Below are 26647 nucleotides of genomic sequence, written 5' to 3' on the forward strand. Positions count from 1 at the left end.
TTTAGTGACAATTCACTTGCTCTGTTTCTTTCAACTGTCTTTATTCATGATAAGCGTAAGAATACATGCTGCTAAAGCAAAAGCCTCTTATCGAATAGCTTTACTCACTATGCTCTGTATCAAGGTTTGAAGGATGCACAACCGTCTCTGTTAGTGTAGCACTCAGTGGGCTGAAAAATTTTAATTGAACATTGTTTAAAACATGCTACTATATTGAACACTGTTTAATTACATATCACAAACTTAAATTGAACACTGTTTAATATGGCTCGACGCAACCAACATACTAAAGAAGAAATTCAGCACCTGGCTATTCAGGCTGTGGAGACAATGCTTCATCAACTCCATCACGAGGCAATCAGTACCCGCATGGTGGCTAAAGCCATTGGGTATACTGTAGGAACCCTTTACACGGTTTTTAAACATCAGGCTGATATGTTATTGCATGTTAACGCAAGAACGATGGATCGCATGTACTTACACTGCCAAAGAGGCATAACAGATTCCAACACGCCTGAACACAACCTAACGCTCATGGCTTTAAGCTATCACCAGTTTGCACTTCAAGAACCCAATCATTGGAACCTGGTATTTTCACTTAGGTTACCTGAAAACGAACCAATACCTCAGTGGCAACAAGCCAATATTGACCAAATCTTTCATTTATTAGAAAACGAGCTGACTCGTTTACACCCTAATATGTCTCAACAAACAATTCAAAAAAATGCTCGTATTTTATGGAGTGGAGTACATGGGATGACAACACTTGCCCTTAATAATAAGTTATTTATCGAAGGTATTACTGATATAGAAACCCTATTATCTAACCTTGTACATCAACTGGTATTTAGCTGGTCAGGAGCATAAGCTATGAGCTCTCCATCTGCGAAACAAGCCCCCCTAATAAAAAGTAAACGTTTTTTACCTTTTTTTATGACGCAGTTTCTAGGGGCATTTAACGATAATGTCTTTCGAAACTCACTTGCACTGTTAATTGGATTCCAATTAACCCGTTTCGAAAGCAGTCTACCTTTCGCAGATAATAAAGATATTTTGATAAACCTAGCAGCAGTTCTTTTTATTTTGCCGCTATTTATTTTTTCAGCAACAGCAGGACAACTTGCAGATAAATATGAAAAATCTAAGTTAATCAGAATTATTAAATTCAGCGAGATAATCATTATGTCACTCGCTGCTCTAGCCTTTTACTTCAATAGTCTTATTGGCTTACTGCTCGTGCTTTTTTTAATGGGAACACAGTCAAGCTTTTTTGGACCGGTTAAGTACGCGATTATCCCTCAGCATTTGCAAGAAACCGAATTAGTTGCAGGAAATGCTTGGGTTGAATTAGGCACGTTTGTAGCCATTTTACTAGGAACAATTTTAGGTGGCTTACTCACTGAGCTGCCCTCTTCCACCACATGGATTTCTTACTGCATAATTGGTTTTGCTACATTTGGCTATTTAAGTAGTCGCCAAATACCTCACGCACCATCGAGCGCACCAAACCTTCATCTTAATTGGAACCCAATTACCCAAACATTTCGAACATTGCGCTATGCAAGAGAGACAAGAGCCGTTTATTTATCCATTCTAGCAATTAGTTGGTTTTGGTTTTTAGGTATAGCTTACCTAACTCAACTACCTAATTTTACAAGCTATGTTATCAATGGTAATCCCAATATTTGGACCTGCTTACTAGCCTCATTTTCTATTGGCATTGGCTTAGGATCACTGAGCTGTGATCGACTATCTGGCCATAAAATAGAACTAGGTATTGTACCTATTGGCAGTATTGGTTTGACATTATTTGGTATTGACCTCTTCTTGGTTAGTCATGCACTTCCTCCTCATAACTTAGAAGAAATTACCATTATTAGTTTTTTCAGCATCACAGCTAATCTGAGAATTCTGATTGATTTAGCACTAATTGGTTTTTTTGGTGGATTATTTATTGTTCCACTTTATGCACTCGTTCAATCGAGAACAGATGAAGCCTATCGCGCTCGAGTCATTGCCGCAAACAATATCCTAAATGCTTTATTTATGCTGACCAGTGGAATTTGCGCTATCATTTGTATTGGTTTGCTTAAACTCAGCATCCCACAATTTTTCTTAATCTTAGCGCTCTCTAATGGTTTAGTGGCAATTTATGTATTCTCTGTCGTACCAGAGTTTACTATGCGTTTTTTGATATACCTGTTAAGTCACTCAATGTATCGTGTTAAGTCACTCAACCTAGATCGTATCCCTGAAACGGGACCTGCAGTTATCGTCTGTAACCATGTCAGCTATGTCGATGCTTTACTGATTGCTGGAGCATGTCGTCGACCTATTCGCTTTGTGATGGATAAACCTATTTATGACTTACCTGTACTTAATTTCATTTTCAGGGTAGCAAAAGCAATTCCTATCACAGCAAAATCTAGACACCCAGAAACCTTTAATCAAGCATTTGACCGAATTGCAGAAGAACTTGAGCAGGGTAATGTGGTTTGCATTTTCCCAGAAGGTAGATTGACTAAAACTGGTGAAATTAATACCTTTAAACGAGGTATAGAAAAAATTATCAGCCGCACCCCCGTCCCCGTCATACCTATGGCTCTACAAGGTTTATGGGGCAGTTTTTTCAGTCACCATGGTGGCCCAGCCATGGCCAAACGACCACGACGCGTTTGGTCCAGAATTAAACTCGTTACAGGACACCCAATCTCCGCAGAAAACGCTACTGCAGAAAGATTACAACAAGAAGTAGCACAGCTTAGAGGGGAATATGCTTAATAGGCATTAGTAACTATTTAAAAATATAAGCCAAGCACATTAACGAAAACATACTGCAGCTAGTGTACAAAAACTGTAGCGTTCCAAGACAAACTAGTCATTAACTGCAGTATGTTGCCTAATATCCTCAAGCACTTTACGCCCCAAAGGAGTTAACTGCCAAACAGCTCTACTTCGATTAGAATGAAGCGTATCCTTTCGAATCAGCCCCATACGCCTCAAATGCAACCGTATCATTCGTAATGAGGTATCAGTAAATTGAAAACTACTGACAGCATGAGCATCGTCATAAGCTTCATGAATATGGTGGGTATAACGTTCTGCTAAGAACTGAGCAAGAGACTGTTTAATCTTGTCCTCTGAAGCGCTACTATCCAAGTCTACAGCAAATGCATTAAAAACATCCTGCCAAATTAGTGTAGCTTTAGATGTAATTAACTTACAATTCCCTTCAATATAAATATTACAAGCAAAGGAGAGTTCCACTAGCTCCTGCAAAGCATTTATTGAATTTGATTGAGAAGGCGACAAGTGTTGAAGAGAGTGTTTCACCTCCTGCAAATCAGCCAGTTGTTTTCGTAAATCTAGCTGTTTCTCCGTTTGCCCTTCTTCTACATCTGCAGCCCTTATCCACCCTGGTGCAGGCAATCGTTCAATAAATGTAGGCAAATGCTGCCTTAAAAGAGAAACCAATGTTTCCAATGTATCCCAAGAGTAATTATTATGCTTCTGCAAAGACTCTCTAAATACACGCAAACGGGCAACACCTTCCGCTGTCACCTCTTTTTTATTTGCTGCTAATGGTGCTTTTAAATCTCGCACAAAACATAAAATCGGCTTACGTAGCGTATGTGCATAAGTATATTCACGGTGAAGGTAGCTAATACCACTTCGTGTTAGTGAGCCATATCGGCCACCAGAAACCAACACGACATAATCACTCTGATCAATAGCCCGCCGGACGTGAGGCCAATTATCCTGGTCTGGATTTCTAAATCCAGGGAGAAACTCAGGCCCCACAGGTATACAGCCCAAACTGAGCAAAGCATTGACCAGCGCTTGGCGTTCCTCAACTAAATCACGATATGTGGAGCTAATAAATATTTGATAGCGTTTCAATAACGACATTCCGTCTACAACATACTAACGGCAAAAATAACCAAAAAAGACCATATTTTTACCAATGTTAAACAAGTATAGCGATAAAGCCCTGAAAACGTTACTGACTTATCGGCTAAGGCATTAGACCCATAAGTATTTCCTTTCATTCATACATATGAAGCTTAAACAGTTCATTCATTGCTTATATTAGGCATGATTTTTTCTTTTATTCCTTTATATCATGCCTTGCCAGGACGACATAGCACTATGAACATAATCTCCATTTGTTCAAAATAGGCCGGAAATCCTGGCTACAGCAGGACAATAATTGCACAAAGTGCATATAATATTTTTTATTATTCCATATTATTATATAAAATGATTATAGCATTATGCTTTTTGCATTAAGGCTACTAGAGTACAATGCCGCGCAATTAGTTCATTTTAATAAATTTGTGCCACAACAGAAATAGGAGCTTTACGTTACAAAAATATGACAAAACTCATTGAATGATTAAAATTTCATCATTATTACGTTTGCCAACTAGAGAAATCAGTACAACCGCACTTATCACCTCAAGCTTCACAATATAAGGCCTGGAAGTGTGAACAACCACAGCAATCTGTAGAAATTTCCTGGCAAGCTAATTCCCTGAATATTTATCAAAAAATCAACAACCTAGCCTTTGTAGTCACATTTAAACCCTATTGTCACTACGTACAAATACTGCTTTAAATCAGTACTTTGAGCATTATGCTTCAGCCAGGTTGATTTTTCAGCATTGATGAGAAGGCGAGAATATAACAGTAACAACCAAAGGTATTTCTATGGATACAACTGCTATCACATCGCTGCTTAATGCAGCAAATAGCTTTATTTCCGGCAACATACTGATCTATGTGCTGATTGGCGCAGGTATATTATTTACACTACGCTCTGGGCTCATACAGTTTCGCTTGTTTGGCTACGCAGCTAAGTCATTGGTTAAAAGCCGCCAAGTTGATCGTGACCACATTTCATCTTTTCAGGCATTCTGCACCAGCCTTGCGGCACGTGTAGGTACTGGTAATTTGGCGGGTGTAGCTGCAGCATTATCTGTAGGTGGACCTGGTGCCATCTTCTGGATGTGGTTAATTGCTTTACTGGGTATGGCTACTAGCTGTATTGAGAATACGTTAGCCCAAATTTATAAAACAAATGATCATGACGGCACATACCGTGGTGGTCCTGCCTACTACATTGAAAAAGGGCTTGGTCAACGCTGGTTAAGTATCATTTTTTCTATCTGCCTTGTCATTACTTTTGGTTTTGCTTTCAATGCCATTCAGTCAAAATCCATAGCAGAAGCTGTTGAAACAGCTTTTAATATCGATCAAAAATACATGGGACTCGTTATCGCAGTCATTGCATCCATGATTATCTTTGGTGGTATCCGCTCTATTGCTCGTTTTGCTGAAGTCGTTGTGCCCTTTATGGCTCTAGCCTATATTGTCGTTGCTTTAGGCGTCGTTGCCTTTAATATCACTGAACTACCTAGAATCTTTTCAATGATCATTGACCATGCATTCGGGTTAGAAAGTGCCGTTGGCGGCGGAATGGGGTATGCCGTTAAATCAGCTATTCAACAAGGTGTTCAGCGTGGATTGTTCTCTAATGAGGCAGGTTTAGGAAGTGCACCTAATGCAGCAGCAACTGCCACTCCCTATCCACACCACCCTGCTACTCAGGGATTGATTTCCATGGTCGGGGTATTTGTAGATACGATTATTATTTGTAGTGCTACTGCATTCATCATTCTACTTTCAGGCCAGTTGGACCCATCGTCACAAATGGAAGGTATCACTTTAACGCAGTCTGCCTTACAAACCCATATTGGTGACTTTGGACCTATTTTTGTCGCTATAGCCATCTTACTCTTCGCATTTACATCAATCATCACCAATTACTACTATGGTGAAACAAACTTGATGTTAATGAAGCAAAATAAATTGCTTTTGATGATGTATCGATTACTTGTATTAGGCATCCTAATTGTAGGCCCAGTTGCAGATCTACCCGTGCTATTCTCATTTGCAGATGTTTCAATGAGTGTAATGGCTCTTGTGAACTTGGTTACACTCCTACTGTTATCTGGCATTGTACTTAAAGTGGTTAAAGATTTTAGGGAGCAAGTAAAAATGGGTATTGAGCCTGTTTTTGATCGGAAAAAGTTCCCATTCCTGGATAAAACTATGGATAAAGATGTTTGGAATGATACCAGTAAATAACATAGTGTCATTTCACTAAGTAGTAACGATTGTAGTAACTTAACGTTCTGAGGGCGACATACCATCGTCCTCTTTGCCTTCGACATCAAACAAATCTTTTTCAAGCCCTGTGCGTCCTTGTTCTTGCAAAATAGCACTTTGACGTCTTACAACATGCTGTATCAGGGCTTCCTTTCCTGCATCATCAGTATCAACAAATGTCAACCTAAGTAAATATCGATTATGCTGCGCATCAAAGCTACAAATCACTACTTCAGCCAACGTTGTCACATACTTTTCTTCTGGTCTAAGCATAATTTCCAACAGCAACTTAGATCCAACTGGGATACCCTCCTCGTGATACAGTGCTAAACCACAAGCGCTTATATTCACAGACTGAATGGCAAAATTACTAATAACCCCTTGTGCTTGAAGCTGATCAACCAGCTCTTCAACTTTTTGATTCAGCAACCAAGCAACTGTTGCAGCTTCTTCACACACTTTTCTTAAGCTGGAAATAGCCTGGCCTAATTTAAGATCAAGATTATGACCAAACAGTCCATGGTTTTGCTCTAGCTCTTCTGGACTTCCACTTTCAACGAAACTTTGCCACTCATCCTCAGTAAGCACACGATAGCGTAATCCCACTCGATCAGTGACTCGAAAATAGCGTCGTCTATCCTCACTCATAATGGGCTGATCCTTACTCAAAAAACCTCTTCAGGTCGAAGCCGAAAATCATCCTGAGTAGATGGCTCTTCAGATTCAGACTCAGGTAACTTTTCTGAAAATACAGGAGGCTTAGCTTCTACACTGGGATACACTACAATCTCAACACGTCGGTTCTTAGCTCTATTTTCACGCGTATTGTTAGGTACCAAAGGGCGAGTATCAGCAAACCCTTTAACCTCAATTCTGCTTGGGAGAATCCTGCCATCCGCAAGGATTTCATGCGCAACCACAACTGCACGCGCTGAAGATAATGCCCAATTAGAAGGAAACTCAGCCGTTTCAATAGGAATAGAGTCAGTATGCCCCTCCACTGAAATAAGCCCTTCAGTTGTGGCTAATTGGTTACGAATTTTTTCCATGGTAGGGATAAAGCTAGGTCTCAAATTTGCGGCACCAGAACCAAATGATCCCTTTTCCTGAATACGAATGACTATATTGCTTCCTCTTGTTTCCACCTCAATACTGCCTTGGTCTACTTCTTCTTTTAACGAAGCGGTTAGTTTTTCCGCTACAGCTTCACTCTTTTTCCTCATTTCTTCTGTTTGTGTGGAAATCTCTTTTTGCTGCTGGCCTGCGGTTGTTAGCTTTCTACCTTGTTTAGTTTCTTTACCAGGTTCACACTGCTCATCAAGTTTTGGTTTTGGTAAGTCAGTTGTAAACTGCCTAACCATATTCAGAGGTGTCGGTTCAGGCTTTCCAGGGCTAAAATGACGCATAATGACACTGGTCCCTTTGGGAATATCTTTATCTTTAATAACCTTTTGAACACCAAATGCCTCTTTCATCGTGTCTGCAATCTGCTTGTATTTCATTGCATCGATTTCAGAAAAGGTCAGTAATAGAACAAAAAAACAAAGTAACAGGGACATTAAATCTGCAAAGGTAGCTAGCCATCCAGGTAACCCAGGAGGGGGATCAGGACATTGACACTCTTCCTCATCATCTGTCACGATTTCATCCTATGCCTCTGCACCTTCTTCTTGCACACGCTGTGCTCCAGGCAGATAAGTACGCAACATAGAGTCAATTACACGGGGGTTTTGCCCCTCTTGAATCGCTAATAGTGCATCAATAATCAGGGCTTTACTTAACGCCTCTTCATTCCTACGAATGGTTAACTTATCTGCGATAGGAATAGCAATCATATTGGCTATCATGGCGCCATATAATGTGGTTAATAACGCAACCGCCATGGCAGGACCAATGGATTTAGGGTCATCCATATTGGAAAGCATCTGAACCAATCCAATAAGGGTACCAATCATCCCCATTGCAGGTGCAACATCCCCCATTGCAGTAAAAATCTTTGCGCCCGTTTCATGCCGCGTCACGGCTAAAGCCATATCACGGGTTAATAGTCGCTTTACTACTGCAGGGTCATGGCCGTCAACCAATAGTTGCAAACCATATTTCAGAAATGGATGGCCAACCTCTTTTTCCTCAAGTGCCAATAAGCCTGATTTTCGTGCTAAATCAGCCAGTTCAATGATTTCATTAATCAGTGAGGGTAAATCGATAGGACTAAACTTGAATGATTTCCCTGCAACACCAAAAGCGCCAAAGAACTGCTTCAAGTTAAACTTCATGAGCACCACGAAAAGCGTACCAATAATCACGATGAGAATGGACGGTACGTTGATAAAAACCAGAGCAGACCCACCCAGTAAAATAGCTGCCAATACAATAGCGAGGCCACCAAGTAAGCCTGCCAGGGTCGCTAGATCCACTGGTTACTCCTAATGAAAATTGTATATACCATGATGATATCTATGCTATTGCCAAATTTATTTTGGTTGTGCTGCATAGGTTTAAATAAAGTAATAAAACAAGAATTAATTGAACAAGGATGTTCAATCCTTTAGCGCTCCCCCAAAAGATTATCCTCAAAGAAAAATACTACATCCTGGTAAGGTAGCCGAGTCATAAACAGTCAGATAGGAGCAAGCCTTGGACTGTGCTTGTAATTCTAGACGGTATTTTCAATACCTGCCCAGCTGAGAACAGAGTCATACATCCCTTTGAGTCCATTGACCAAAATCAAACTGTCGGGTACTGTTGCGTGCTTGGTGAAGACGACAGGATGACCCTCATGCCCCGCAAAAAACAAGCTCTTAACTTTGAGCAATCACTACAGGCACTGGAAAAACTTGTCGAACAGTTAGAGTCTGGTGAACTATCGCTAGAGGAGTCCTTGCAAACCTTTGAGCAAGGCATCAAACTCACTCGACAGTGTCAAGAGGCATTAAAAGAAGCAGAGCAAAAAGTTCAGCTTTTAGTAGAAAAAAATAACTCTCTCTCTACACAACCCTTTGCAGAAGAAGATGACGCGCAGTAATGACGCTAAGTAATCTTATTATTCATTATCAGCAGCGTATAGAGCAACAACTCGACATGCTATTAGCTAGCCATGCTTCTCCTGCAGGCAAACTCCAAGAAGCCATGCGCTATGCAGTGCTCGGCGGAGGAAAGCGGATTCGTCCAGTATTAGTATATGCCAGTACTGAAGCTTGTGGTGGCGACATAACTTTCGCTGATCCTGCAGCCTGTGCTGTCGAACTCATTCATGCATACTCACTGGTGCATGATGACCTTCCTGCTATGGATGATGATGACTTACGCCGAGGACAACCGACTTGTCATAAAGCCTTTGATGAAGCAACAGCCATCTTAGCAGGTGATGCCCTGCAAAGCTTAGCCTTTGAAACTATTACCGGAATGTACAACAACTCAGCCAATCTCTCACCAACACAGCAACTCAATCAAGTGAAAACACTAGCAGTTGCTGCAGGGGCAAATGGGATGGTTACAGGACAAGCACTGGACCTTGCAGCAGTAGGTGACCAACAAATGACTCTAGCAGAGTTAGAGCAAATGCATCGTCATAAGACAGGCGCCTTAATTCGAGCGAGTGTCCAACTTGGTGCTATAGCGGCTAATGCTACTACTGAGCAACATCAAGCACTTACACATTTTGCTGATAATATTGGACTTGCTTTTCAAGTAAAGGATGACATTTTGGATGTAGAGATGGATACCAGTGTATTAGGTAAAAGACAAGGAGCTGATGCGGCAAGAAATAAACCAACGTATCCCGCTTTATTGGGTTTGGAAATTGCCCGACAAAAAGCACATCATCTCTACCATGAGGCGATAAAAGCACTGTCTATGTTTGATGAGCATGCAAAACCCTTACGAGATCTCGCCTCATTTATTGTTGAACGGCATCACTAATGTCTCAACATTGTGGCTAAGTGTTTTATTAAGCATGTAGAAAAGGTATATTGCTTAGGTTAAAGCCACCAGAAACTAAGCCGCAAAAATGACCACCAGTCAAACGTATCCTTAAACCCAAGTGCTTAACTTGATGAATAGTAACAAATGACAAGATTATGCACTTACTGAGTTCGTGATTGCCCATGTTCCACGACATACCTCGCAGCAAGCCTGAAACACCACTGTTAGATGCTATCAGTTCACCTGAGCAGCTTAAGCAAATTTCAGAAGCTAAATTACCAGAGTTAGCAAACGAGTTACGCCAATATTTACTGTTCTGTGTTGGGCAAACAGGTGGGCATTTTGGTGCTGGTTTAGGCGTTATTGAGCTAACCATTGCCCTTCACTATGTATTTAATACCCCCAATGATCGCTTAGTGTGGGATGTTGGTCACCAAGCCTATCCTCATAAAATTCTTACTGGACGTCGGGAATCAATGCACACATTGCGCCAGCAAGGTGGTATGGCTGGTTTCCCGAAGCGTACTGAAAGTGAGTATGACACCTTTGGGGTCGGTCACTCCAGCACCTCAATCAGTGCCGCATTAGGCATGGCAATTGGTGCCCAGCTTCAACAGCAAGAACGCAAAACAGTGGCAATCATAGGTGATGGTGCAATGACGGCAGGTATGGCATTTGAAGCACTTAATCATGCTTCAGATGTAGGTGCTGATATGCTGGTTATTCTGAATGATAACGATATGTCCATTTCAGATAATGTAGGTGGACTATCTAATTATTTTGCTAAAATCCTTGCCAGTAAAATGTACCATTCGGTGAGAGAAGGCAGTAAAAAAGTTCTAAAGAAAATGCCAAAAGCGTGGGAGCTGGCCAGTCGCACTGAAGAGCATTTTAAAGGAATGGTTGTTCCTGGTACGCTGTTTGAGGAACTAGGTTTCAACTATATTGGCCCTATCAACGGTCACGATTTAGACACCCTGATTCATACCCTAAAGAATATTAAAGAACTTAAAGGTCCTCAGTTTCTGCATGTTGTTACCACCAAAGGCAAAGGCTTTGTTCCTGCAGAAGAAGACCCTATTGGCTACCACGCTATTACCAAGTTAGAGCCATCCCCTCCTGTTCAACCCATTAAGCCTCCCGTAAAAAAGCTTAAGTTTTCAAATATATTTGGGCAGTGGCTTTGTGATATGGCTGAAGCGGACTCCCAACTGGTTGGTATCACTCCAGCAATGAAAGAGGGCTCGGATCTAATTCAGTTCGCAGAGCAATTTCCTGACCGTTACTTTGACGTTGGCATTGCTGAGCAGCATGCAGTAACCCTTGCAGCAGGTATTGCCTGTGAAGGCGGAAAACCAGTTGTAGCCATTTACTCTACTTTCTTACAACGTGCATACGACCAGTTAGTACATGATGTAGCCATCCAAAATCTAAACGTACTGTTTGCAATAGATAGAGCAGGACTCGTTGGGGAAGATGGCCCAACTCATGCGGGTTGCTATGACATTCCTTTTATGCGGTGCATACCCAATATGGTGCTTATGGCTCCCGCTAATGAGGATGAAACCCGTAAAATGCTAAGCACAGGCTTCCAACATAAAGGGCCAGCAGCTGTTCGTTACCCTAGAGGAACAGGGCCAGGTGTTCCTATAGACCAGTCTTTAGAAACATTACCCATTGGTAAAGGTGAAATAACAAAGCAAGGGAAAAAAGTTGCTATTCTTGCTTTTGGCACTTTACTTACAGAGGCAGAGGCTGCTGCTGCTGAGATTGGTGCAACAGTCGCTAACATGCGCTTCATTAAACCTCTGGATGAACATTTGATCAGTGAGCTCAGCAAGCATCACCAGCTACTTGTAACACTTGAAGAAGGTGCCATTATGGGTGGCGTGGGATCAGCCGTTAACGAGTTTCTTCAAGCTGCAAATATTACGATCCCAGTTATCAATTTGGGTATTCCTGATCGCTACATTGAGCATGGTAAGCCAAAGCACCAGCTAGCAGAATGTGGTTTGACAAAAGAAGGCATTATCCGTGCAGTTGAGGCTAGACTGAAGTTATTATCCATAGGTAATAGCTCAACAGCTTAACTATTACATCCTCCCCTTTCCTTCTTGAAAAGTATTAGTACAAAATAATTACTTTTAAAAAGGTAGCCTTGCTAAAGACTACCTTTTAGTCTTCACAATACAGCTTATGTAGTACAGTAATTATTTCTGTCACTTCATGACTATTTAAGGCGTAGTAAATAGTTTGAGCATCTCGACGCGTCTTAACTAACGACTCTTGGCGTAACCAGGACAAATGCTGAGACAACGTTGATTGGGGCATGGGAAATAGTGCATTCAACTGGGAAACAGATAACTCTTTTTCTTGTAAAGCACATAAAATCATTAAACGATGCTTATGCCCTATCGCTTTTAGAACTTTTACTGCTCGGTCTACACCACTTTCCCATGTTACATAATCGTGCATTACTGCTTTACCAGTCATTAATGTATTCGTTGTGCCAACAATGGAGAACATTTCATGCCCACTAACATAGCGCCAATAAATGCCACAATTTTTAGATCACCACCACTTAGGTTTGCCAATGCAGGTCCTGGACAAATTCCAGAAAGCCCCCAACCAATACCAAAAATGATACTGCCCACAACAAGTGATTTATCAATTGTTTTTTTCGTGGGCAAAAAAAAATGTTCTTCTAAAAGCGGCTTATTGTTAGGTTTTACCCATAATAAATAACCTAAAGCATAAACAAATAATGCTCCAACCATCACTAACGCTAAACTTGGATCCCAATCCCCCGAAATATCCAAAAAATTTAATACTTTTTGCGGGTTAACCATTTGCGCCACGGATAAGCCTATTCCAAAAAGTATGCCACAACATAGTGCAACAATTTTATTCACAGCCTGGCCCTCAATTAATTAGAGAAAAACATGCCGAGATACAAACACAACTAACCCTGCCGTTACCATAAATAACAAAGTGGCGATTATTGATCGCACAGATCCCCGACCAATTCCACAGATACCATGACCACTAGTACAGCCTGATCCCAACTGAGTACCTATCCCCACTAAAAAACCACCGCTAAGTACTGCGACCCAAGATAAAGATAAGTCTGTAGGGAGTGAAAAACCGAGCTTTGATGCCAGAAAAGCACCTAAGACCATTCCCAAAATAAAAAGCCACCGCCAGCTCAAATCAGACTGTTTAAACTTCACAGCCCCATTAACAATACCTGAAATTCCAGCTATGCGGCCATTTAGCCAAAGCAATAAAAACGCAGAAAGCCCTATGGCTATACCACCAATGAGAGATGAAATAGGTGTAAATGATGTCATGCTAATCCCTCTGCTCTCCAGTGATGTATGCTGAATAATGTATAACTTGGTTTAATTAAAACAAGATATATCGTATTTCGCAAATACACAATATAATAAAAGATAATCAGCCAAAAACAATACAAAAAAGCTCTGGCATTATTAGCTAGAGCTTTAATAAAACAGAGCGTAAAGATATTTTAAGGAAATAAATGTCCTAACTTTCCAGCTTTAACAGCTAAGTATCGCTCATTATGTGGATTCTGCCCTGTTTGTAAGGGAATACGCTCAACAACCTCCACTCCTTGCTGTTCTAATGCTTGGACTTTGCGAGGGTTATTCGTTAATAAGCGTACCTGAGAAACACCGAAATGACTCAACATTGCTTTACACATATCGTACTTACGCAAATCAGCAGCAAAACCTAACCGCTCATTAGCTTCTACGGTATCCGCACCATCATCCTGCAACTCATAGGCTCTAATTTTGTTGAGCAAGCCAATACCACGACCTTCCTGTCGAAGATAAAGCAACACCCCTTTGCCATTTTCTGCAATCGTTTGTAAGGCTGCTTGTAACTGGGCACCACAGTCACATCGTAAACTAAACAGAGCATCACCTGTAAGACACTCAGAGTGTACTCTCATCAGAACTGGCTCATCAGAGCCTAAATCCCCCATCGATAAAGCAACATGCTCTTTTCCCGTATGCTCATCCGCAAAGCCGTGAAGTGTAAATGTTCCAAATGGTGTGGGTAATAGGGATGCAGCAACAAATGATACTGTCACACAAGACTCCTAGCTAATTCTTACTACCTGCAAGCTACAACAACTGAAAAATCAAATAAGTAAGTCTTTAATTTCAAATAGGAAGTGGCTGCATTATGCCGCTCTGTAGAAATACCCCTTGGGTATGCAATATACTCTACAATAACAGTGCATGCCTGCAGGCAAGAAACAAAATAAAGTTAAATCTTTATTTTTCCTCAAGGTACATAATGCCATCTTGCTTAGTCATTTTCACTTTATTTAAAAAGTTTGTACCCAATAGAATCTCGTGTGGAGAATTCCCCTCAATAACGGCTGCTTCAAGGTTATAATGAACAATACCTTGCACCTCGACTTTACGTAATATAACGTTAAATGTTCTTACCGCCCCACCAGCGGTTGATGCTGCAGCGAGTTTGCCATCTCTTATGTAGTTAATATTGAGTTTTTTTGCATGCTCTGAATTCATCGCAATTAAACTTGCTCCAGTATCCACTAGCATACGAACAGGCATGCCATTAATGACACCATGTGTATAATAGCTCCCCTGGTTATTCATCAAAATGGGGACTCGCTTTTTAACAGGAGCGCTAAAGCCTTCGGAATAGTCTCTAGTTAACGGGAATGTTTTTTGAACGCCCTCTATTTCAAGAGTTGCTGATGCTACATCTGCAGAAATTAATCTGACACCCTGTTTGGCAGGCTTTCCAACCTTCAGTAAATGGCGTTGACCATTAATATTTACAACAGCAGCACCATTATTGAACAAACCAATAACCTGAACATGTGGGGAAGCCTCAACTGAAAGTGAAAGCCAAAAAAAGAGCACTAAGCTGCCGAAAACCCACCTCAACACACCAAACATAACAACTCCCGACTGCACTACCTTTTTGATTATAGTTGACTGTTACTACTCAGCGCGACGGCAGCAAAAACTGCTATCCAAAAAGCAAAACCAATAGCTGAGTGGTACATAACCCCATAACTCCAGCCATTACATCATCCAGCATTATCCCTAACCCACCATGGACATGCTTATCTACCCAGTTAATAGGCCATGGCTTAATGATGTCAAAGATTCGAAACATGATGACGCCTATCAAAACCCAAAACCAGTGACTGGGAACTGCAAATAGCGTTATCCATAATCCCACAAATTCATCCCACACAATGCCTGGATGATCATGAACTCCCAACTTGGCAGAAGCGACCCCACACAACCAAATACCCAGTATTGCCGCCAGTAAAACGACTACGGCATAACTTATTAAAGGCAATTCATGTAATAGTAACCAAAATGGCAGCGCAGCTAATGTTCCAACAGTGCCTGGTGCTTTAGGGGATAAACCACTCCCCAGGCCAAATGCTAACCAAACTCTTGGATCACGTCCTAATATTGCAGGAGTAACCGCCTTCATTTGTCTGTAACTCCTTATGCAGATTTATACCATTGCTTTAATGCGTTTTAACCTTAAGAAAAGTGTTGGTAACCACCTTTGGTGATAGTGATAGGCTGGCCCGAGGTGGAGACAACACCAGGTGCTTGGTTGATTTGACCAATACGTGTTATAGGACAAGAAGGCGACAGCAATTCAATGATGTTTTTTGCCAGGTGAGGAGGAGCAGTAAAACAGAGTTCATAATCATCCCCTCCCGTCAACATAACCTCTTGTCGTTTTTCCGGGTCAGGCAGCACTTGCTGCAAAGCATTAGAAGCAGGTAAAGATGAAAGGTCTAATAGCGCGCCTACTTGACTCATTGTTAAGATATGGCCTAAGTCAGCAAGAACCCCATCAGAAATATCAATTGCACACTGACAGCCCAGTGCTACAAGCTTTTGTGCCTCAGCCACTCTGGGTACTGGCTGATAATAACGACTCCACAATGCCTTTAAATTTTCATTGGTGGGGCTTTCAACTAACCCTTGCTGAAGATAAGACAACCAAGCTGCTGCATCACCTAACGTTCCTGTAACCCAAATATCATCGCCAGGCTTTGCATACTTTCGGGATAACCAGTTATTAGTTCTCACTAAGCCATGGACTTGCAATGTAATGGTTAATGGACCTCGCGTAGTATCCCCGCCAACTAAAGAAATACCCACTTTCTGAGCTATCTGCTGTAAACCTTGAACAAAGCCAGACAGCCATTCTGGGTTTGCTTCAGGCAGCGTTAAACCTAAGGTAAACCACGCTGGCTCAGCCCCCATAGCAGCTAAGTCACTCACTGTTACAGCAAGCGCTCGATAACCAATGAGCTCAGGTGCTGCAGCGGCAGGAAAATGAACATCAGCTACTAGGGTATCCATTGAAACAGCAAGCTGTCTACCTTCTGGTACTGACATAACAGCACAGTCATCACCAATCCCTAGCTGGGGAGACCATGGCCCAGCACTTGCCAAGCCAGGTTGTTGAAAATAACGAGCAATCAAATCAAACTCAGATAACACGCGTTACTTGCCCCGTAGCGCTCGTATTTCTGCCATTCGCGCTCTTCCAGCCACCTTATCCAAAATACCATTAACATAACGGTGACTTTCCTCGGCACCATAGCGCTTCGCCAGTTCAATGCCTTCGTTAATGACTACTTTACAAGGCACATCCAAACGAAACATTAATTCAAACGTCCCTATCCGTAACGTTGTCAACTCAATAGGGTCCAATTCATCGAAGTTACGATCCAAAAAGGGTTCAAAACCATCCTGAATCGCTTTTAGATGACGTGGTACCCCATGTAACAGCTCAGAAAAATAGCTAAGATCGACTTTTGACATGTCATAGTCAGTACGGAACTGAGCATCAATATCAGTCAAGTTGGCTCCGGCCATGTGCCACTGATACAACGCCTGCAGTGCATACTGACGCGCCTTTCTTCGCTGGGAAGGTTTTGGCCTGGCTTCATTGTTAGGATTGGAAACTGTATCGTTCACTTAAGACCCCAGCTGATTAAGTAAGCTAACCATCTCGAATGCAGTCATTGCTGCTTCTTCACCTTTATTACCAGCCTTGGTTCCTGATCGTTCAATCGCTTGTTCAATACTATCAACAGTTAACACGCCAAATGTCACTGGAAGCTCTGCTTCTAAAGACACAACACCTAATCCTTTAGCACACTCTCCAGCAACATAATCAAAGTGTGGTGTACCACCACGAATAACAGCACCTAATGCAATTATGGCATCATATTTACCAGAGTTTGCTGCTTTCTTAACTACCAGTGGCATTTCAAAAGCGCCAGGACAACGAATAACGGTAATATGATCTTTCGCAACCCCATGACGTAGTAAAGCGTCTAATGCGCCTTGTAACAAACTTTCTACAACAAAGGCATTCCAGCGGGTTACAACAATCGCATATCTCCCATCGTTAGGCGTTAATACACCTTCGAGGGTTGTTATGTCTGACATAGTTTCCTCGTTAACAAAGACTGCATGTTTAGCATTAACCAATAATGCAGCACGCTACTAAGCACAACTGATATATTCCACAATTTCCAGATCAAACCCAGAAATTGCACTAAATTTTATGGGTGAACTCATTAAGCGCATTTTTGTGACACCTAATAAGCGCAAAATCTGCGAGCCTGTCCCTACAGTTAAATAAGCGCCACTGCTATTAAATGCAGGATTACGTGGTCCTTTTTTATCAGGATAAAAGAAGCGTTGCATACTCCCAGCAAAATCAATAGTTTGCTCTGAGTCCAACAAAACAACGACACCTCTTCCCTCTTCCGCAACCACCTTTAATGCTCTTTGGAATGTCCAGTGCGGTGACTCTGCTTTTTGAGCACCTAATAAGTCTCGGAAAGCATCTGCAACATGAACGCGTACTAAAGCAGGTTCATCTGTACTCACATCACCTTTAACCAAAGCAAGGTGGGTCTGCTCTTGAACCGTGTCATGAAAGACGACTAGCTCAAATTCCCCAAACTCGGTGAGAACTGACTGACGTTGTGTTTCAACAACAGTCTTTTCATGTAAAATTCGATACTGAATCAACTCAGCGATAGTACCAATTTTCAGCTGGTGCTTTTCTGCAAATAGCTCCAGGTCAGGGCGACGCGCCATAGTACCATCTTCGTTCATAATTTCCACAATCACCGCTGCAGGGGTTAATCCTGCCAAACGTGCCAAATCACAACCTGCTTCAGTATGGCCTGCACGACTGAGTACTCCACCAGGCTGTGCACGTAAGGGGAAAATATGTCCTGGCTGAACGATATCCTCAGGCTTAGCATTAGGGTTCACAGCCACTTGAATTGTTCTAGCCCTATCAGCGGCTGAAATGCCTGTTGTTACACCCTCAGCGGCTTCAATTGACACTGTAAAATGTGTACCAAAAGGTGTCTTATTGGCTGGCACCATGGGTGACAAACCAAGGTAATCACACCGCTCATTAGTCATCGGCAAGCAGACTAAGCCTCGAGCATGGGTCACCATAAAATTAATTGCCTCAGGCGTAACCAACTCTGCCGCCATGATTAAATCACCTTCATTTTCCCGGTCTTCATCATCCATTAAAATGATCATTTTCCCAGACCGAAAATCTTCAATGAGTTCAGGGATGGTATTTAATTTCATGGCTACTCCTGAATAAATACAACGGCATTGCAGACTTTTTATCTAAATTTATTGTTAACTCACATCAAGCTAGGTCAACCCCATTAACAGCATTACAGCTATCGGTTCCTTGGTGTAAAAAAACCATGCTCAGCTAAAAATTCGGAAGTGATTGAGGATGAAGACGTATCAGGCTCTGCCGCCTTATCACCTAAAAGCAGACGCTCAAGATGTCTCACCAAAATATCAACCTCAAGATTTACCTTAGATCCTACTCGATAGTGCTGAATAATGGTCTGATTAATGGTATGAGGTACAATATTAAGCTCAAACCAACTGCCGTTTACTCGATTGACTGTTAAACTTGTACCATCGACTGTAATCGACCCCTTTGCTGCAATATATTTTGCCAACGCCTTGGGTGCGACAATACCTAAGCGCCAAGAACGCCCATCAGCATGCAGCTCATTTACTCCACCCACCCCATCCACATGACCACTAACGATATGACCGCCAAGATGAGACGTCGGCATTAACGCTTGTTCAAGATTAACCTTATTGCCCACCTGCCAGTGAGTTACTGTCGTGCAATCCAGTGTTTCTTTGGACACATCAGCCCAAAAACCTTTTTTAGCAATTTTTGTTACGGTCAAACAAACACCATTGGTAGCAATACTATCACCTATAGCCACAGTACTCATATCAAGAGCATCTGCATCAACGTGAATAGATAAGTCTTGTCCATGGGGTTGTATCGAAAGGATTTTGCCAACAGCTTGAACAATACCTGTGAACATAGAACGGCCTATCAGAACCACACACTAAAAAATAATCTTTTTAAAAAGGCATCAAAATCACCATCAGCACATGCCTACATTCAGCCTATCAAACTAAGTTATTAACCTGATTATTTGTAAGTAGGGTATGCAATCAACCGCCAATCATCCCCCACTTGTCGCCAATCAGCAATCTTTAATGTCACTTTATTAGTCATTGATGTCCACTGAGGTGTCGAGAATGCTGGCCGTGTTTGACTTCCCATCAAGATAGGTGCCGTATAAATGATTAACTCATCAATTAAATGCTCTGCTAAAAACGCACCTGCTAACGTTGCCCCAGCTTCAACCAGCACCTCGTTAACTTCCGCTTGCGCTAATTTTTTTAACACAACAGTTAAATTAATCTTTCCAGAGTTATCACTTTCCACTTCCCACAGCTCAATGCCTTTTTCCTTCAAGGCCCGCTGCTGGTCAATCGCTACGCCAGCGGCGTGAACAATAATTACTTTTCCTTGAGTGTGCAGAAGTTGTGCGGCTAAAGGAATTTGTAGTTGGCTATCTAAAAGTACACGTAATGGCGGTATTTTTTGCTCAGTAATTTCAGGTAATTGTGCTTGAGTCAAACGCACATTAAGTGCTGGATCATCCGCAAGCACAGTACCAATCCCTGTAATGATAGCAGCACTTTTAGCTCTAAGTTTATGCACATCTACTCTAGCAGCTGTGCTTGTTATCCACTGGCTTTCACCATTTTCCATGGCGGTTGCACCATCTATACTCATGGCTAATTTACAGCGTATATAAGGTAAACCTTCACACATACGCTTAATAAAACCAAGGTTGAGTGCTTGTGCCTCCGTTTCAAGTACACCACTAATGACTTCAATACCTGCTGCTTGTAAGTATTTTATCCCCTTCCCTGCCACTAATGGATTGGGGTCTGCCATCGCAATAACAACTCGCTTTACACCCGCTGCAATCAATGCACCACTACAAGGTGGCGTTCGGCCATGATGGCTACAAGGCTCTAATGTGACATAAACAGTTGAACCTTTTGCACCACCAGCAGGTAGGCTATTAAGCGCATCAATTTCAGCATGGGGCTCTCCTGCCCGTTTATGCCAGCCTGATGCAATGATATGGCTGTTTAGTGTAATAACACAGCCTACACGAGGGTTGGGATGTGCAGAGTAGGTACCTTTAGCCGCTAATTGTAAGGCTTTTGCCATCATAGCATGATCAAAGGCGGATACTGTCGGCATAACTTACTGTTCTGAAGATTTATAGCGATCAGTTACATTCTGAGGCTCTTTTTCCAGACGATCAATTTCTTCACGAAACTCATTAAGATCTTTGAACCGCCGGTAAACAGAAGCAAAGCGGATATAAGCCACTTCATCTAACTTTTGTAGCTCACGCATAACCAGCTCACCCACAATCAGTGACTCTACTTCCCGATCTCCACAGGCACGAAGGTTATGCATAATACGATTGATAGCATCCTCAATCTTTTCCACGCTTACTGGACGCTTTTCCAATGAGCGCAGCATACCCGCTCGAAGTTTATCTTCGTCAAAAGGCTCACGACTACCGTCTTGCTTTATTAATCTAGGCATGACCAATTCAGCAGTTTCATAGGTCGTGAAACGCTCTGCACATGATAGACATTCACGACGTCGCCTGACCTGTATACCGTCAGCGACAAGTCGAGAATCAATGACTTTGGTGTCTTTTGCACCACAAAAAGGACAATGCATGGCTTAACTAAATCCCTGAAACACTATTAAGAGCAAGTCAAGCGCAATCGATAAACCATGGTAATAGATTTATTTGATGTAGACTGCTGTAATCATAGTACAGATTTATTTAACTAACACAAGTCTATTGTCGTAATTTTCTACCTAACTCAATCCTTTCCGCATACTGTCACTTTTCTATGTCACGTTATTCCCATAATGGATGTTTCTTTTTCAAAAAAAACAATTCGTTAGCCGGTATAAACCAACAGCGCCGTCAAGAATCGCCGTTAACACAAAAAACGTCTACTAAAGAAAACTCAAAATACTTTCAAGCAGCTCATCTTAATTAAGCGACAAGGAGCAGGCAGCAATGGCAAAAACACTTGATCAATGGTTTATGGAATACAGCGCAAGTCACCAACACCCTTTAAATAAAAAAATTCATTTCATTGCAGTTCCAACCATTTATGCCACCTTTATTGCTTTACTATGGTCAATCCCATTGCCTGAGATTTTCAGATCTTTTGTTTGGCTTAACGTAGGTACTCTATCCGTATTACTCGTCGTTGCCTTCTATAGCACGCTATCAATTCAGCTCAGTATTATCATGCTATGTTTTTCTGGAGCAATACTTTTAGGGTGTTACTGGTTATCGGTGTATAGCCCTTGGCCATTATGGTTGGTTGCCCTACTACTCTTTATCTTTATGTGGATACTTCAGTTTATTGGACACGCGTTTGAAGGCAAAAAGCCCTCTTTTTTTAAAGATCTACAGTTTTTATTAATTGGGCCTGCCTGGGTGATGGCTTGTTTATTTCAAGGATTAAAACAAAGCAACTAGATCCTAAATACAAACTTTGTAAACAAAAATTAGCACCTTTACTTTTCCAGCATTTTACCCCAGTCGTGTCGCTATCAAAGACGCCTCGCCTGGGGCAGCTGTGTTCAATAAGCTCTATCACTAGTCTTAACAGAGCAGACTAGCTCCACTAAAAATCCTTCGCTGTCGATATAGAACAATTATTACTTACTAACTCGCCGACACAGCAGCGCTTTCTGGCAATACACCCAGTGAAAAATATTCTTTAAAAACTGTAGCTAAACCGCCTAGTAGCTCAACAGGCGTTTGCACCTTAGTACCCTGATAATTAGTTCTAATCAAGGTTGTATCATGCAATGTCACACGTCCATCCACCAGAGCGCGTGAACACAGCAAGTTTCGTTTAAACTTAGAGGCATAAGAAGATTGATGATATTGACAACGTTCAGTAAAATCTTTCAACTCCACAGGTTTAACCTGAAAACGGTACCGTGGCAACCATTGTAACTGTGTGAACATTTCAAGTTGCCAATAATCCTCCACTTTCTGTAAACAATAATGCCCAGAAATATCGGTATGCTCCTTACCCTCCAACAAAGGTAGTGGTGACCGAAAACTATCACCAAAACCAACATCAACAAGCCAAGGCTGCTCTAAATTAACAAGCAAAGCCAAGTGATCGAAGGGTGGTGTAAATTCTTTTTGCTTTTCATCATAAACTTCAGCTGCAACCATGCTGACACTATAACCTAGCTCACTCAATAACCAGCCAAACAACCCATTTAATTCAAAACAAAAACCGCCACGTTGTTGCAAAACTATTTTTTGATATAACCAAGGCAGTTGCAGTTCAATGGGCTGACTATAGATAACACTCAAGTTTTCAAACGGCACTTGTTGCAGGTGAGCTTGATGCAGCTTACGTAAGTAAGTCAGAGTAGGCTGTTCCTTTTTACACCCAAACCGCTGTAAGTAGTATGCACTGTCCATATTCCCACCCTTTTATTTTAATCAATAGCTCTTTTCCTAAAGACATAAATATCGACGGCTTCGCCATCCACCACCCCAGCTTGCCTGAGCTTTTGTTCTATTTCAAATCCTAACCGCTTGGCAACAGCAATGCTGGCTGTATTACCTGCATGACAGTGAATTTCAATGGTGCGTAGTTTTAGACGAGAAAAACAGTATTGAACTAATTTATCAGCACAGCGATGAATGATCCCTTGCCCTGTAAAATCAATATCCAGCCAATAACCTAATGTAGCCACTCTTTGCTGCCAGTTGATTGTATTTAAACTAACAGAACCAATAAGTTGGTGATTAAAGTAAACACCTCCTAACCAAATGGTATGATAACGCCAGCTTTTATCAGCTACCCGACTGAGTAGTCCCGTTATAAAATCTTCAGTTAGGTGAATATCATGCCACCAAAAGAGTCTTGGTAGGTTTTTAACTGCCAACTTATGAAACTGCTTAGCATCCTGCGGTTTTAACGTTTGAAGGGTAAGGTGCTTATCTATCTTTAATACAAACACTCATATCAACCTATTGTTATTGCTTATCCAGTGGCAGTCATAGGATCTATTTTAGGAGTAAACACATTACGATGTGATTTACAGTTTTTTTACTATTACATTATTTGAACAGTTTTCCCTTTTTAAAGAGTCAAGAAACAGAGACTAAACAGCTTAACGCATGTGCCTGAGTAGCTTTTCTTTAATGCCTATACCCTATTGCTTTATAAACAACAATATCATCAAAGATGAATCTACAACAAAAACCTTAATTTAGTACGAATATGCAAGCATTTATTATCGTAACCAATTGAACTTTAATAATATATTAAATAGAATTACTTACACCTCTTATCTTATACTACCAACAATCGAGCGTTTTTAATTATCGATTATACAATATACCCATCGATGAAGAACCTGACATAGCCTATTAATGACTGTTTTTATATTTCACGCCAAAAGTATAAAAAACAGTAACCCACTGTAGAAGTAACAACTTGGCAAATCAGTACAAAAAGCTAACTTGTAATAGGAAAACCAGTATTAGCATGGACATGTAGAATATTCATAAAACAACCAATCATTAAGGTAATCATTTTTGTGTTTTTCCAAAACAAAAAGTAAGAAATACAGATTTTTCCTACTTGCTCACCAAATAATTTTTGATTAAGCATTTTATTTTTTAAGCAATCAAACAATATTAAAGCGCGAAATGTGCAACGTGCACTACACTAAAGATAAAGCCCATAACATTTTTGTTGGATTTTTTTACTCGCACTCTCTATAAACTATCTAATAGTGCATATTTTATAGTAATAAGTAGTATCTGTATTCTGGAGCATTTGCCATGTTCAAAAAAAATACCCTTACAGTACCTGTTATGGGTATTGAACTATTGGAAAACCGCATTTTATTTGATGCGGCACTAGGTGCCACAGTCGATGCAGTTGAAGTACAACAGGATGTGAATAATTTCGACAACCCTGTCTTATCACCAAGTGAATTACAAATAACTGATGCACCTAGCACTGTTGTTATCATTGATAGTCGTGTTGAAAATACCGAACTTATTAAAGCAGAGTTTCCTGACGCAAAAGTATATAACCTATCAAACCATCAAAATGGTGTGGAGCAAATACACGCGATTTTGAAACAGTTTCAATCCAACGAAGCAAAACCTCAAGAAATTATTTTATTCTCCCATGGCAAGCCTGGCGAACTATTAATTGGTAACAGCACACTTACATTAAATGCGATCAATCAAAATTACACAGATTTACTTAAAGATATTCGTAACTTTACCGCAGATGATGCTATTTTAGCCCTTTATGGGTGTGATGTTGCGAGTAACTCAGAAAACCAGTTAGCACTTGATACTCTTGCCAGTTTAACAGGACTTGATATTGCCGCGTCAAATGATTTGACAGGCTCAACAAACCTCGCAGGCGACTGGGAATTAGAGTATTCAACCAATAACGATATAATAGCACCCGTTTTATCCGCACACTTTCAATTAAATTACCCAACAACACTCGCAGCACCTGGCAATGTGGCAAGTGCCAACCTCACAGTGTGGCTAAAAGCCAATGCAGGGGTCACTGAGTCAGGAGGCTCAGTATCATCCTGGGCCGATCAAAGTGCCGCAGGAGGCAATAATACAATAACTCAAGGGACAGCTTCACAACAACCTCAACGTCAATTAAATACCGTCAACTTCAACCCCTCACTTTTTTTTGATGGCTCAAATGATGAGTTAACAAGGACGGGGTTTGCTGGTACAGAAATTATTGACAATAATAATAACACTATATTTGTAGTCGTCGATGTAGCCTCTCCAGGCGTTGTTGTTCAATGGGAAGAAACTGATGGCTTTAGTCGTGAGAATAGAATTAATATTGAATACGAAGGCACGAATGATCCTCGCTTTGACTTTTCAAATGACACCGGAGGCAAAATCACCGGATCCACTATTTCCAGCACCTACCATATTATTTCTGGATTAGCCAGTGTTCCCAATAATTCCCTCTATGTCGATGGCCTACGAAGTGGCGTAACAGGCACATCCACAGTTGCAGACAACACCTTAATTGGTGCCTTACATGTTGGATCCTACCCTGACGCACCTGGCACTATAACGCCTGAAATGAATATCAGTGAAGTTATTATATACAACACCAATCTATCCCTTGCTGATAAACAAAAAGTCGAGTCTTATCTCGCTGTTAAATACGGGATTACTCTTGATCCTACCGATAATGAAGGGGGCATCACTGAAGGTGATTATATTACATCAACAGGAGTAACTGCGTGGGACTATACGGCTAACTCCGGATACCATAACAATGTAGCAGGAGTTGCTATTGATTCGGGGAGTGACCTCAACCAACTAAAATCAAAATCAATTAATTCAGGTAGTGCAGTTACCATAGAAGTCACTTCATCTCTTGATGATGGTGACTATTTAATGTGGGGGAGTAATGGAGCATCAGGTGAAATTTCAACAGAAATGCCCGCAAATTCAGGATTCTCTAAACGCTTAGCTACAGAGTGGAAACTTCAGGAAGTCCAAGACTTCGGTAATGCAACGATTACGTTTGATCTCAACGAACTTGGATTAACAGGTAAATCCTCAAGTGATCTTTTAATGGTTGTTGACACAGATGATGGCGATTTTTCCAATGCTTTTGCCTTCACATCACCCTCCTCATTTGGAGGATCGACTGTCACTTTTGATGTAGCATATCTGAACAACGGGTTTTATTTTACACTTTTTACCGAAGCTAACACCGCACCAACCATTAATAATTTAGATGGCGATTCGGCAACACTAAATCCATTTGCCAGTTCAACTACAACCCTAGATCAAAGCACATCAGCAACCTTTACAGATACAACCAGTTCCAATCTTCAAGATGGCACATTAACAGTTCAGTTTACCGCTGGCAGTGATCCTACAGAAGACACTTTAGTAATTAATAACCAAGGTGTTGGTCCTGGAGAAATAAGCTTTTTTGGCTCTAATGTAACCTATGAAGGCACCACC

At 41.2% G+C, this 26647-nt stretch carries 27 protein-coding genes; 8 read left to right on the top strand and 19 right to left on the bottom strand.

What is annotated here, in order from left to right; translation table 11 throughout:
* Nucleotides 1-264 precede the first annotated feature (264 nt).
* The gene (locus tag KCG35_RS16500) at nucleotides 265-867 is read left to right on the top strand and encodes a TetR/AcrR family transcriptional regulator (RefSeq protein WP_215820898.1); all 603 of its coding nucleotides are present in this window, start codon (nucleotides 265-267) and stop codon (nucleotides 865-867) included.
* Between the two features lie 3 nt (nucleotides 868-870).
* Entirely contained in the window at nucleotides 871-2781 is a 1911-nt protein-coding gene (locus KCG35_RS16505) for an MFS transporter (RefSeq protein WP_215820899.1), read from the top strand.
* A gap of 93 nt (nucleotides 2782-2874) precedes the next feature.
* On the opposite strand, the gene KCG35_RS16510 is transcribed toward KCG35_RS16505, so the two are convergent.
* Nucleotides 2875-3909 carry a DUF4062 domain-containing protein gene (locus KCG35_RS16510; RefSeq protein WP_215820900.1) on the bottom strand — a complete coding sequence of 345 codons (1035 nt, stop codon included), beginning with the start codon at nucleotides 3907-3909 and terminating at the stop codon, nucleotides 2875-2877.
* An 801-nt stretch (nucleotides 3910-4710) separates the two neighbouring features.
* Here KCG35_RS16510 and KCG35_RS16515 point away from each other — a divergent pair.
* The gene (locus KCG35_RS16515; RefSeq protein WP_215820901.1) at nucleotides 4711-6150 is read left to right on the top strand and encodes an alanine/glycine:cation symporter family protein; all 1440 of its coding nucleotides are present in this window, start codon (nucleotides 4711-4713) and stop codon (nucleotides 6148-6150) included.
* 39 nt (nucleotides 6151-6189) lie between these two features.
* Here KCG35_RS16515 and KCG35_RS16520 read toward each other — a convergent pair whose 3' ends face one another.
* From KCG35_RS16520 to pomA, 3 genes are read right to left on the bottom strand one after another with little or no spacing between them, the layout of a single operon-like run.
* Entirely contained in the window at nucleotides 6190-6819 is a 630-nt protein-coding gene (locus tag KCG35_RS16520; protein WP_215820902.1) for a PilZ domain-containing protein, read from the bottom strand.
* A 17-nt stretch (nucleotides 6820-6836) separates the two neighbouring features.
* Nucleotides 6837-7811: a MotB family protein gene (locus KCG35_RS16525; protein ID WP_215820903.1), complete on the bottom strand. Its 975-nt coding sequence runs from the start codon at nucleotides 7809-7811 to the stop codon at nucleotides 6837-6839.
* A 9-nt stretch (nucleotides 7812-7820) separates the two neighbouring features.
* Nucleotides 7821-8588, bottom strand: coding sequence for a flagellar motor protein PomA (pomA, locus tag KCG35_RS16530; protein ID WP_215820904.1), 768 nt, complete (start codon nucleotides 8586-8588; stop codon nucleotides 7821-7823).
* 362 nt (nucleotides 8589-8950) lie between these two features.
* Between pomA and KCG35_RS16535 the strand changes: the two genes are divergently transcribed.
* The 3 genes from KCG35_RS16535 (at nucleotide 8951) to dxs (ending at nucleotide 12185) form a co-directional block, all read left to right on the top strand.
* Nucleotides 8951-9196 (top strand): exodeoxyribonuclease VII small subunit, encoded by a 246-nt coding sequence (locus KCG35_RS16535; RefSeq protein ID WP_215820905.1) that lies wholly within the window; start codon nucleotides 8951-8953, stop codon nucleotides 9194-9196.
* Nucleotides 9196-10092 carry a polyprenyl synthetase family protein gene (locus tag KCG35_RS16540; protein ID WP_215820906.1) on the top strand — a complete coding sequence of 299 codons (897 nt, stop codon included), beginning with the start codon at nucleotides 9196-9198 and terminating at the stop codon, nucleotides 10090-10092. The genes KCG35_RS16535 and KCG35_RS16540 overlap by 1 nt, the downstream gene beginning before the upstream one ends.
* 185 nt (nucleotides 10093-10277) lie before the next feature.
* Nucleotides 10278-12185 carry a 1-deoxy-D-xylulose-5-phosphate synthase gene (gene dxs, locus KCG35_RS16545; RefSeq protein ID WP_215820907.1) on the top strand — a complete coding sequence of 636 codons (1908 nt, stop codon included), beginning with the start codon at nucleotides 10278-10280 and terminating at the stop codon, nucleotides 12183-12185.
* Nucleotides 12186-12270: 85 nt separating this feature from the next.
* Here the strand turns inward: dxs and KCG35_RS16550 are convergent, their stop codons facing one another.
* The 13 genes from KCG35_RS16550 to nrdR form a co-directional block, all read right to left on the bottom strand.
* Nucleotides 12271-12588 carry an ArsR/SmtB family transcription factor gene (locus tag KCG35_RS16550; protein WP_230409217.1) on the bottom strand — a complete coding sequence of 106 codons (318 nt, stop codon included), beginning with the start codon at nucleotides 12586-12588 and terminating at the stop codon, nucleotides 12271-12273.
* Complete coding sequence (locus tag KCG35_RS16555) at nucleotides 12588-13007, bottom strand: YeeE/YedE family protein (RefSeq protein ID WP_215820908.1); 420 nt, start codon at nucleotides 13005-13007, stop codon at nucleotides 12588-12590. Before KCG35_RS16555 ends, KCG35_RS16550 begins: the two co-directional genes overlap by 1 nt.
* Nucleotides 13008-13025: 18 nt before the next feature.
* Nucleotides 13026-13445 (bottom strand): YeeE/YedE family protein, encoded by a 420-nt coding sequence (locus tag KCG35_RS16560; protein WP_215820909.1) that lies wholly within the window; start codon nucleotides 13443-13445, stop codon nucleotides 13026-13028.
* Nucleotides 13446-13624: 179 nt separating this feature from the next.
* Nucleotides 13625-14212, bottom strand: a complete 588-nt coding sequence (gene ribA, locus KCG35_RS16565; RefSeq protein ID WP_215820910.1) for a GTP cyclohydrolase II — start codon at nucleotides 14210-14212, stop codon at nucleotides 13625-13627.
* Nucleotides 14213-14399: 187 nt separating this feature from the next.
* Nucleotides 14400-15056: a retropepsin-like aspartic protease family protein gene (locus KCG35_RS16570; RefSeq protein ID WP_215820911.1), complete on the bottom strand. Its 657-nt coding sequence runs from the start codon at nucleotides 15054-15056 to the stop codon at nucleotides 14400-14402.
* 73 nt (nucleotides 15057-15129) lie between these two features.
* A complete protein-coding gene (locus KCG35_RS16575; protein ID WP_215820912.1) occupies nucleotides 15130-15609 on the bottom strand; it encodes a phosphatidylglycerophosphatase A family protein in 480 nt (159 codons plus the stop codon).
* Between the two features lie 53 nt (nucleotides 15610-15662).
* On the bottom strand, nucleotides 15663-16640 hold the full coding sequence (thiL, locus tag KCG35_RS16580; protein ID WP_215820913.1) for a thiamine-phosphate kinase: 978 nt from the start codon (nucleotides 16638-16640) through the stop codon (nucleotides 15663-15665).
* A gap of 3 nt (nucleotides 16641-16643) precedes the next feature.
* On the bottom strand, nucleotides 16644-17120 hold the full coding sequence (nusB, locus tag KCG35_RS16585) for a transcription antitermination factor NusB (protein WP_215820914.1): 477 nt from the start codon (nucleotides 17118-17120) through the stop codon (nucleotides 16644-16646).
* A complete protein-coding gene (ribH, locus tag KCG35_RS16590; RefSeq protein WP_027707983.1) occupies nucleotides 17121-17597 on the bottom strand; it encodes a 6,7-dimethyl-8-ribityllumazine synthase in 477 nt (158 codons plus the stop codon).
* A gap of 57 nt (nucleotides 17598-17654) precedes the next feature.
* Nucleotides 17655-18770 carry a bifunctional 3,4-dihydroxy-2-butanone-4-phosphate synthase/GTP cyclohydrolase II gene (gene ribBA / locus KCG35_RS16595; protein ID WP_215820915.1) on the bottom strand — a complete coding sequence of 372 codons (1116 nt, stop codon included), beginning with the start codon at nucleotides 18768-18770 and terminating at the stop codon, nucleotides 17655-17657.
* A gap of 98 nt (nucleotides 18771-18868) precedes the next feature.
* Nucleotides 18869-19546: a riboflavin synthase gene (locus KCG35_RS16600; RefSeq protein ID WP_215820916.1), complete on the bottom strand. Its 678-nt coding sequence runs from the start codon at nucleotides 19544-19546 to the stop codon at nucleotides 18869-18871.
* 110 nt (nucleotides 19547-19656) lie between these two features.
* Nucleotides 19657-20790, bottom strand: a complete 1134-nt coding sequence (ribD, locus tag KCG35_RS16605) for a bifunctional diaminohydroxyphosphoribosylaminopyrimidine deaminase/5-amino-6-(5-phosphoribosylamino)uracil reductase RibD (protein ID WP_230409218.1) — start codon at nucleotides 20788-20790, stop codon at nucleotides 19657-19659.
* 3 nt (nucleotides 20791-20793) lie between these two features.
* Nucleotides 20794-21285, bottom strand: coding sequence for a transcriptional regulator NrdR (gene nrdR / locus KCG35_RS16610; RefSeq protein WP_215820917.1), 492 nt, complete (start codon nucleotides 21283-21285; stop codon nucleotides 20794-20796).
* Nucleotides 21286-21637: 352 nt separating this feature from the next.
* Here nrdR and KCG35_RS16615 point away from each other — a divergent pair, with 352 nt between their 5' ends.
* Nucleotides 21638-22108 carry an Mpo1 family 2-hydroxy fatty acid dioxygenase gene (locus KCG35_RS16615; protein ID WP_215820918.1) on the top strand — a complete coding sequence of 157 codons (471 nt, stop codon included), beginning with the start codon at nucleotides 21638-21640 and terminating at the stop codon, nucleotides 22106-22108.
* Nucleotides 22109-22297: 189 nt separating this feature from the next.
* On the opposite strand, the gene KCG35_RS16620 is transcribed toward KCG35_RS16615, so the two are convergent.
* The gene (locus KCG35_RS16620) at nucleotides 22298-23077 is read right to left on the bottom strand and encodes an arylamine N-acetyltransferase family protein (RefSeq protein ID WP_215820919.1); all 780 of its coding nucleotides are present in this window, start codon (nucleotides 23075-23077) and stop codon (nucleotides 22298-22300) included.
* Nucleotides 23078-23094: 17 nt separating this feature from the next.
* Nucleotides 23095-23622 carry a GNAT family N-acetyltransferase gene (locus KCG35_RS16625; RefSeq protein WP_215820920.1) on the bottom strand — a complete coding sequence of 176 codons (528 nt, stop codon included), beginning with the start codon at nucleotides 23620-23622 and terminating at the stop codon, nucleotides 23095-23097.
* 829 nt (nucleotides 23623-24451) lie between these two features.
* Here KCG35_RS16625 and KCG35_RS16630 point away from each other — a divergent pair.
* A partial coding sequence (locus KCG35_RS16630; protein ID WP_215820921.1) for a DUF4347 domain-containing protein occupies nucleotides 24452-26647 on the top strand: 2196 nt, incomplete at its 3' end.

The organism is Zooshikella harenae (genome assembly GCF_018837975.1).
GTDB classification, from domain to species: Bacteria; Pseudomonadota; Gammaproteobacteria; order Pseudomonadales; family Zooshikellaceae; genus Zooshikella; species Zooshikella harenae.

Excerpts from the sequence above, each read along its gene's own strand:
- ribH (WP_027707983.1), bottom strand. The coding sequence starts at position 17,597 with ATGTCAGACATAACAACCCTCGAAGGTGTATTAACGCCTAACGATGGG.
- KCG35_RS16500 (WP_215820898.1), top strand. The coding sequence starts at position 265 with ATGGCTCGACGCAACCAACATACTAAAGAAGAAATTCAGCACCTGGCT.
- dxs (WP_215820907.1), top strand. The coding sequence starts at position 10,278 with ATGTTCCACGACATACCTCGCAGCAAGCCTGAAACACCACTGTTAGAT.
- KCG35_RS16515 (WP_215820901.1), top strand. The coding sequence starts at position 4,711 with ATGGATACAACTGCTATCACATCGCTGCTTAATGCAGCAAATAGCTTT.
- KCG35_RS16535 (WP_215820905.1), top strand. The coding sequence starts at position 8,951 with ATGCCCCGCAAAAAACAAGCTCTTAACTTTGAGCAATCACTACAGGCA.
- KCG35_RS16510 (WP_215820900.1), bottom strand. The coding sequence starts at position 3,909 with ATGTCGTTATTGAAACGCTATCAAATATTTATTAGCTCCACATATCGT.
- KCG35_RS16505 (WP_215820899.1), top strand. The coding sequence starts at position 871 with ATGAGCTCTCCATCTGCGAAACAAGCCCCCCTAATAAAAAGTAAACGT.
- KCG35_RS16570 (WP_215820911.1), bottom strand. The coding sequence starts at position 15,056 with ATGTTTGGTGTGTTGAGGTGGGTTTTCGGCAGCTTAGTGCTCTTTTTT.
- ribBA (WP_215820915.1), bottom strand. The coding sequence starts at position 18,770 with ATGAAATTAAATACCATCCCTGAACTCATTGAAGATTTTCGGTCTGGG.
- ribD (WP_230409218.1), bottom strand. The coding sequence starts at position 20,790 with ATGCCGACAGTATCCGCCTTTGATCATGCTATGATGGCAAAAGCCTTA.
- KCG35_RS16615 (WP_215820918.1), top strand. The coding sequence starts at position 21,638 with ATGGCAAAAACACTTGATCAATGGTTTATGGAATACAGCGCAAGTCAC.
- KCG35_RS16600 (WP_215820916.1), bottom strand. The coding sequence starts at position 19,546 with ATGTTCACAGGTATTGTTCAAGCTGTTGGCAAAATCCTTTCGATACAA.
- KCG35_RS16520 (WP_215820902.1), bottom strand. The coding sequence starts at position 6,819 with ATGAGTGAGGATAGACGACGCTATTTTCGAGTCACTGATCGAGTGGGA.
- KCG35_RS16540 (WP_215820906.1), top strand. The coding sequence starts at position 9,196 with ATGACGCTAAGTAATCTTATTATTCATTATCAGCAGCGTATAGAGCAA.
- KCG35_RS16560 (WP_215820909.1), bottom strand. The coding sequence starts at position 13,445 with ATGACATCATTTACACCTATTTCATCTCTCATTGGTGGTATAGCCATA.
- KCG35_RS16620 (WP_215820919.1), bottom strand. The coding sequence starts at position 23,077 with ATGGACAGTGCATACTACTTACAGCGGTTTGGGTGTAAAAAGGAACAG.
- KCG35_RS16575 (WP_215820912.1), bottom strand. The coding sequence starts at position 15,609 with ATGAAGGCGGTTACTCCTGCAATATTAGGACGTGATCCAAGAGTTTGG.
- KCG35_RS16550 (WP_230409217.1), bottom strand. The coding sequence starts at position 12,588 with ATGACTGGTAAAGCAGTAATGCACGATTATGTAACATGGGAAAGTGGT.
- nrdR (WP_215820917.1), bottom strand. The coding sequence starts at position 21,285 with ATGCATTGTCCTTTTTGTGGTGCAAAAGACACCAAAGTCATTGATTCT.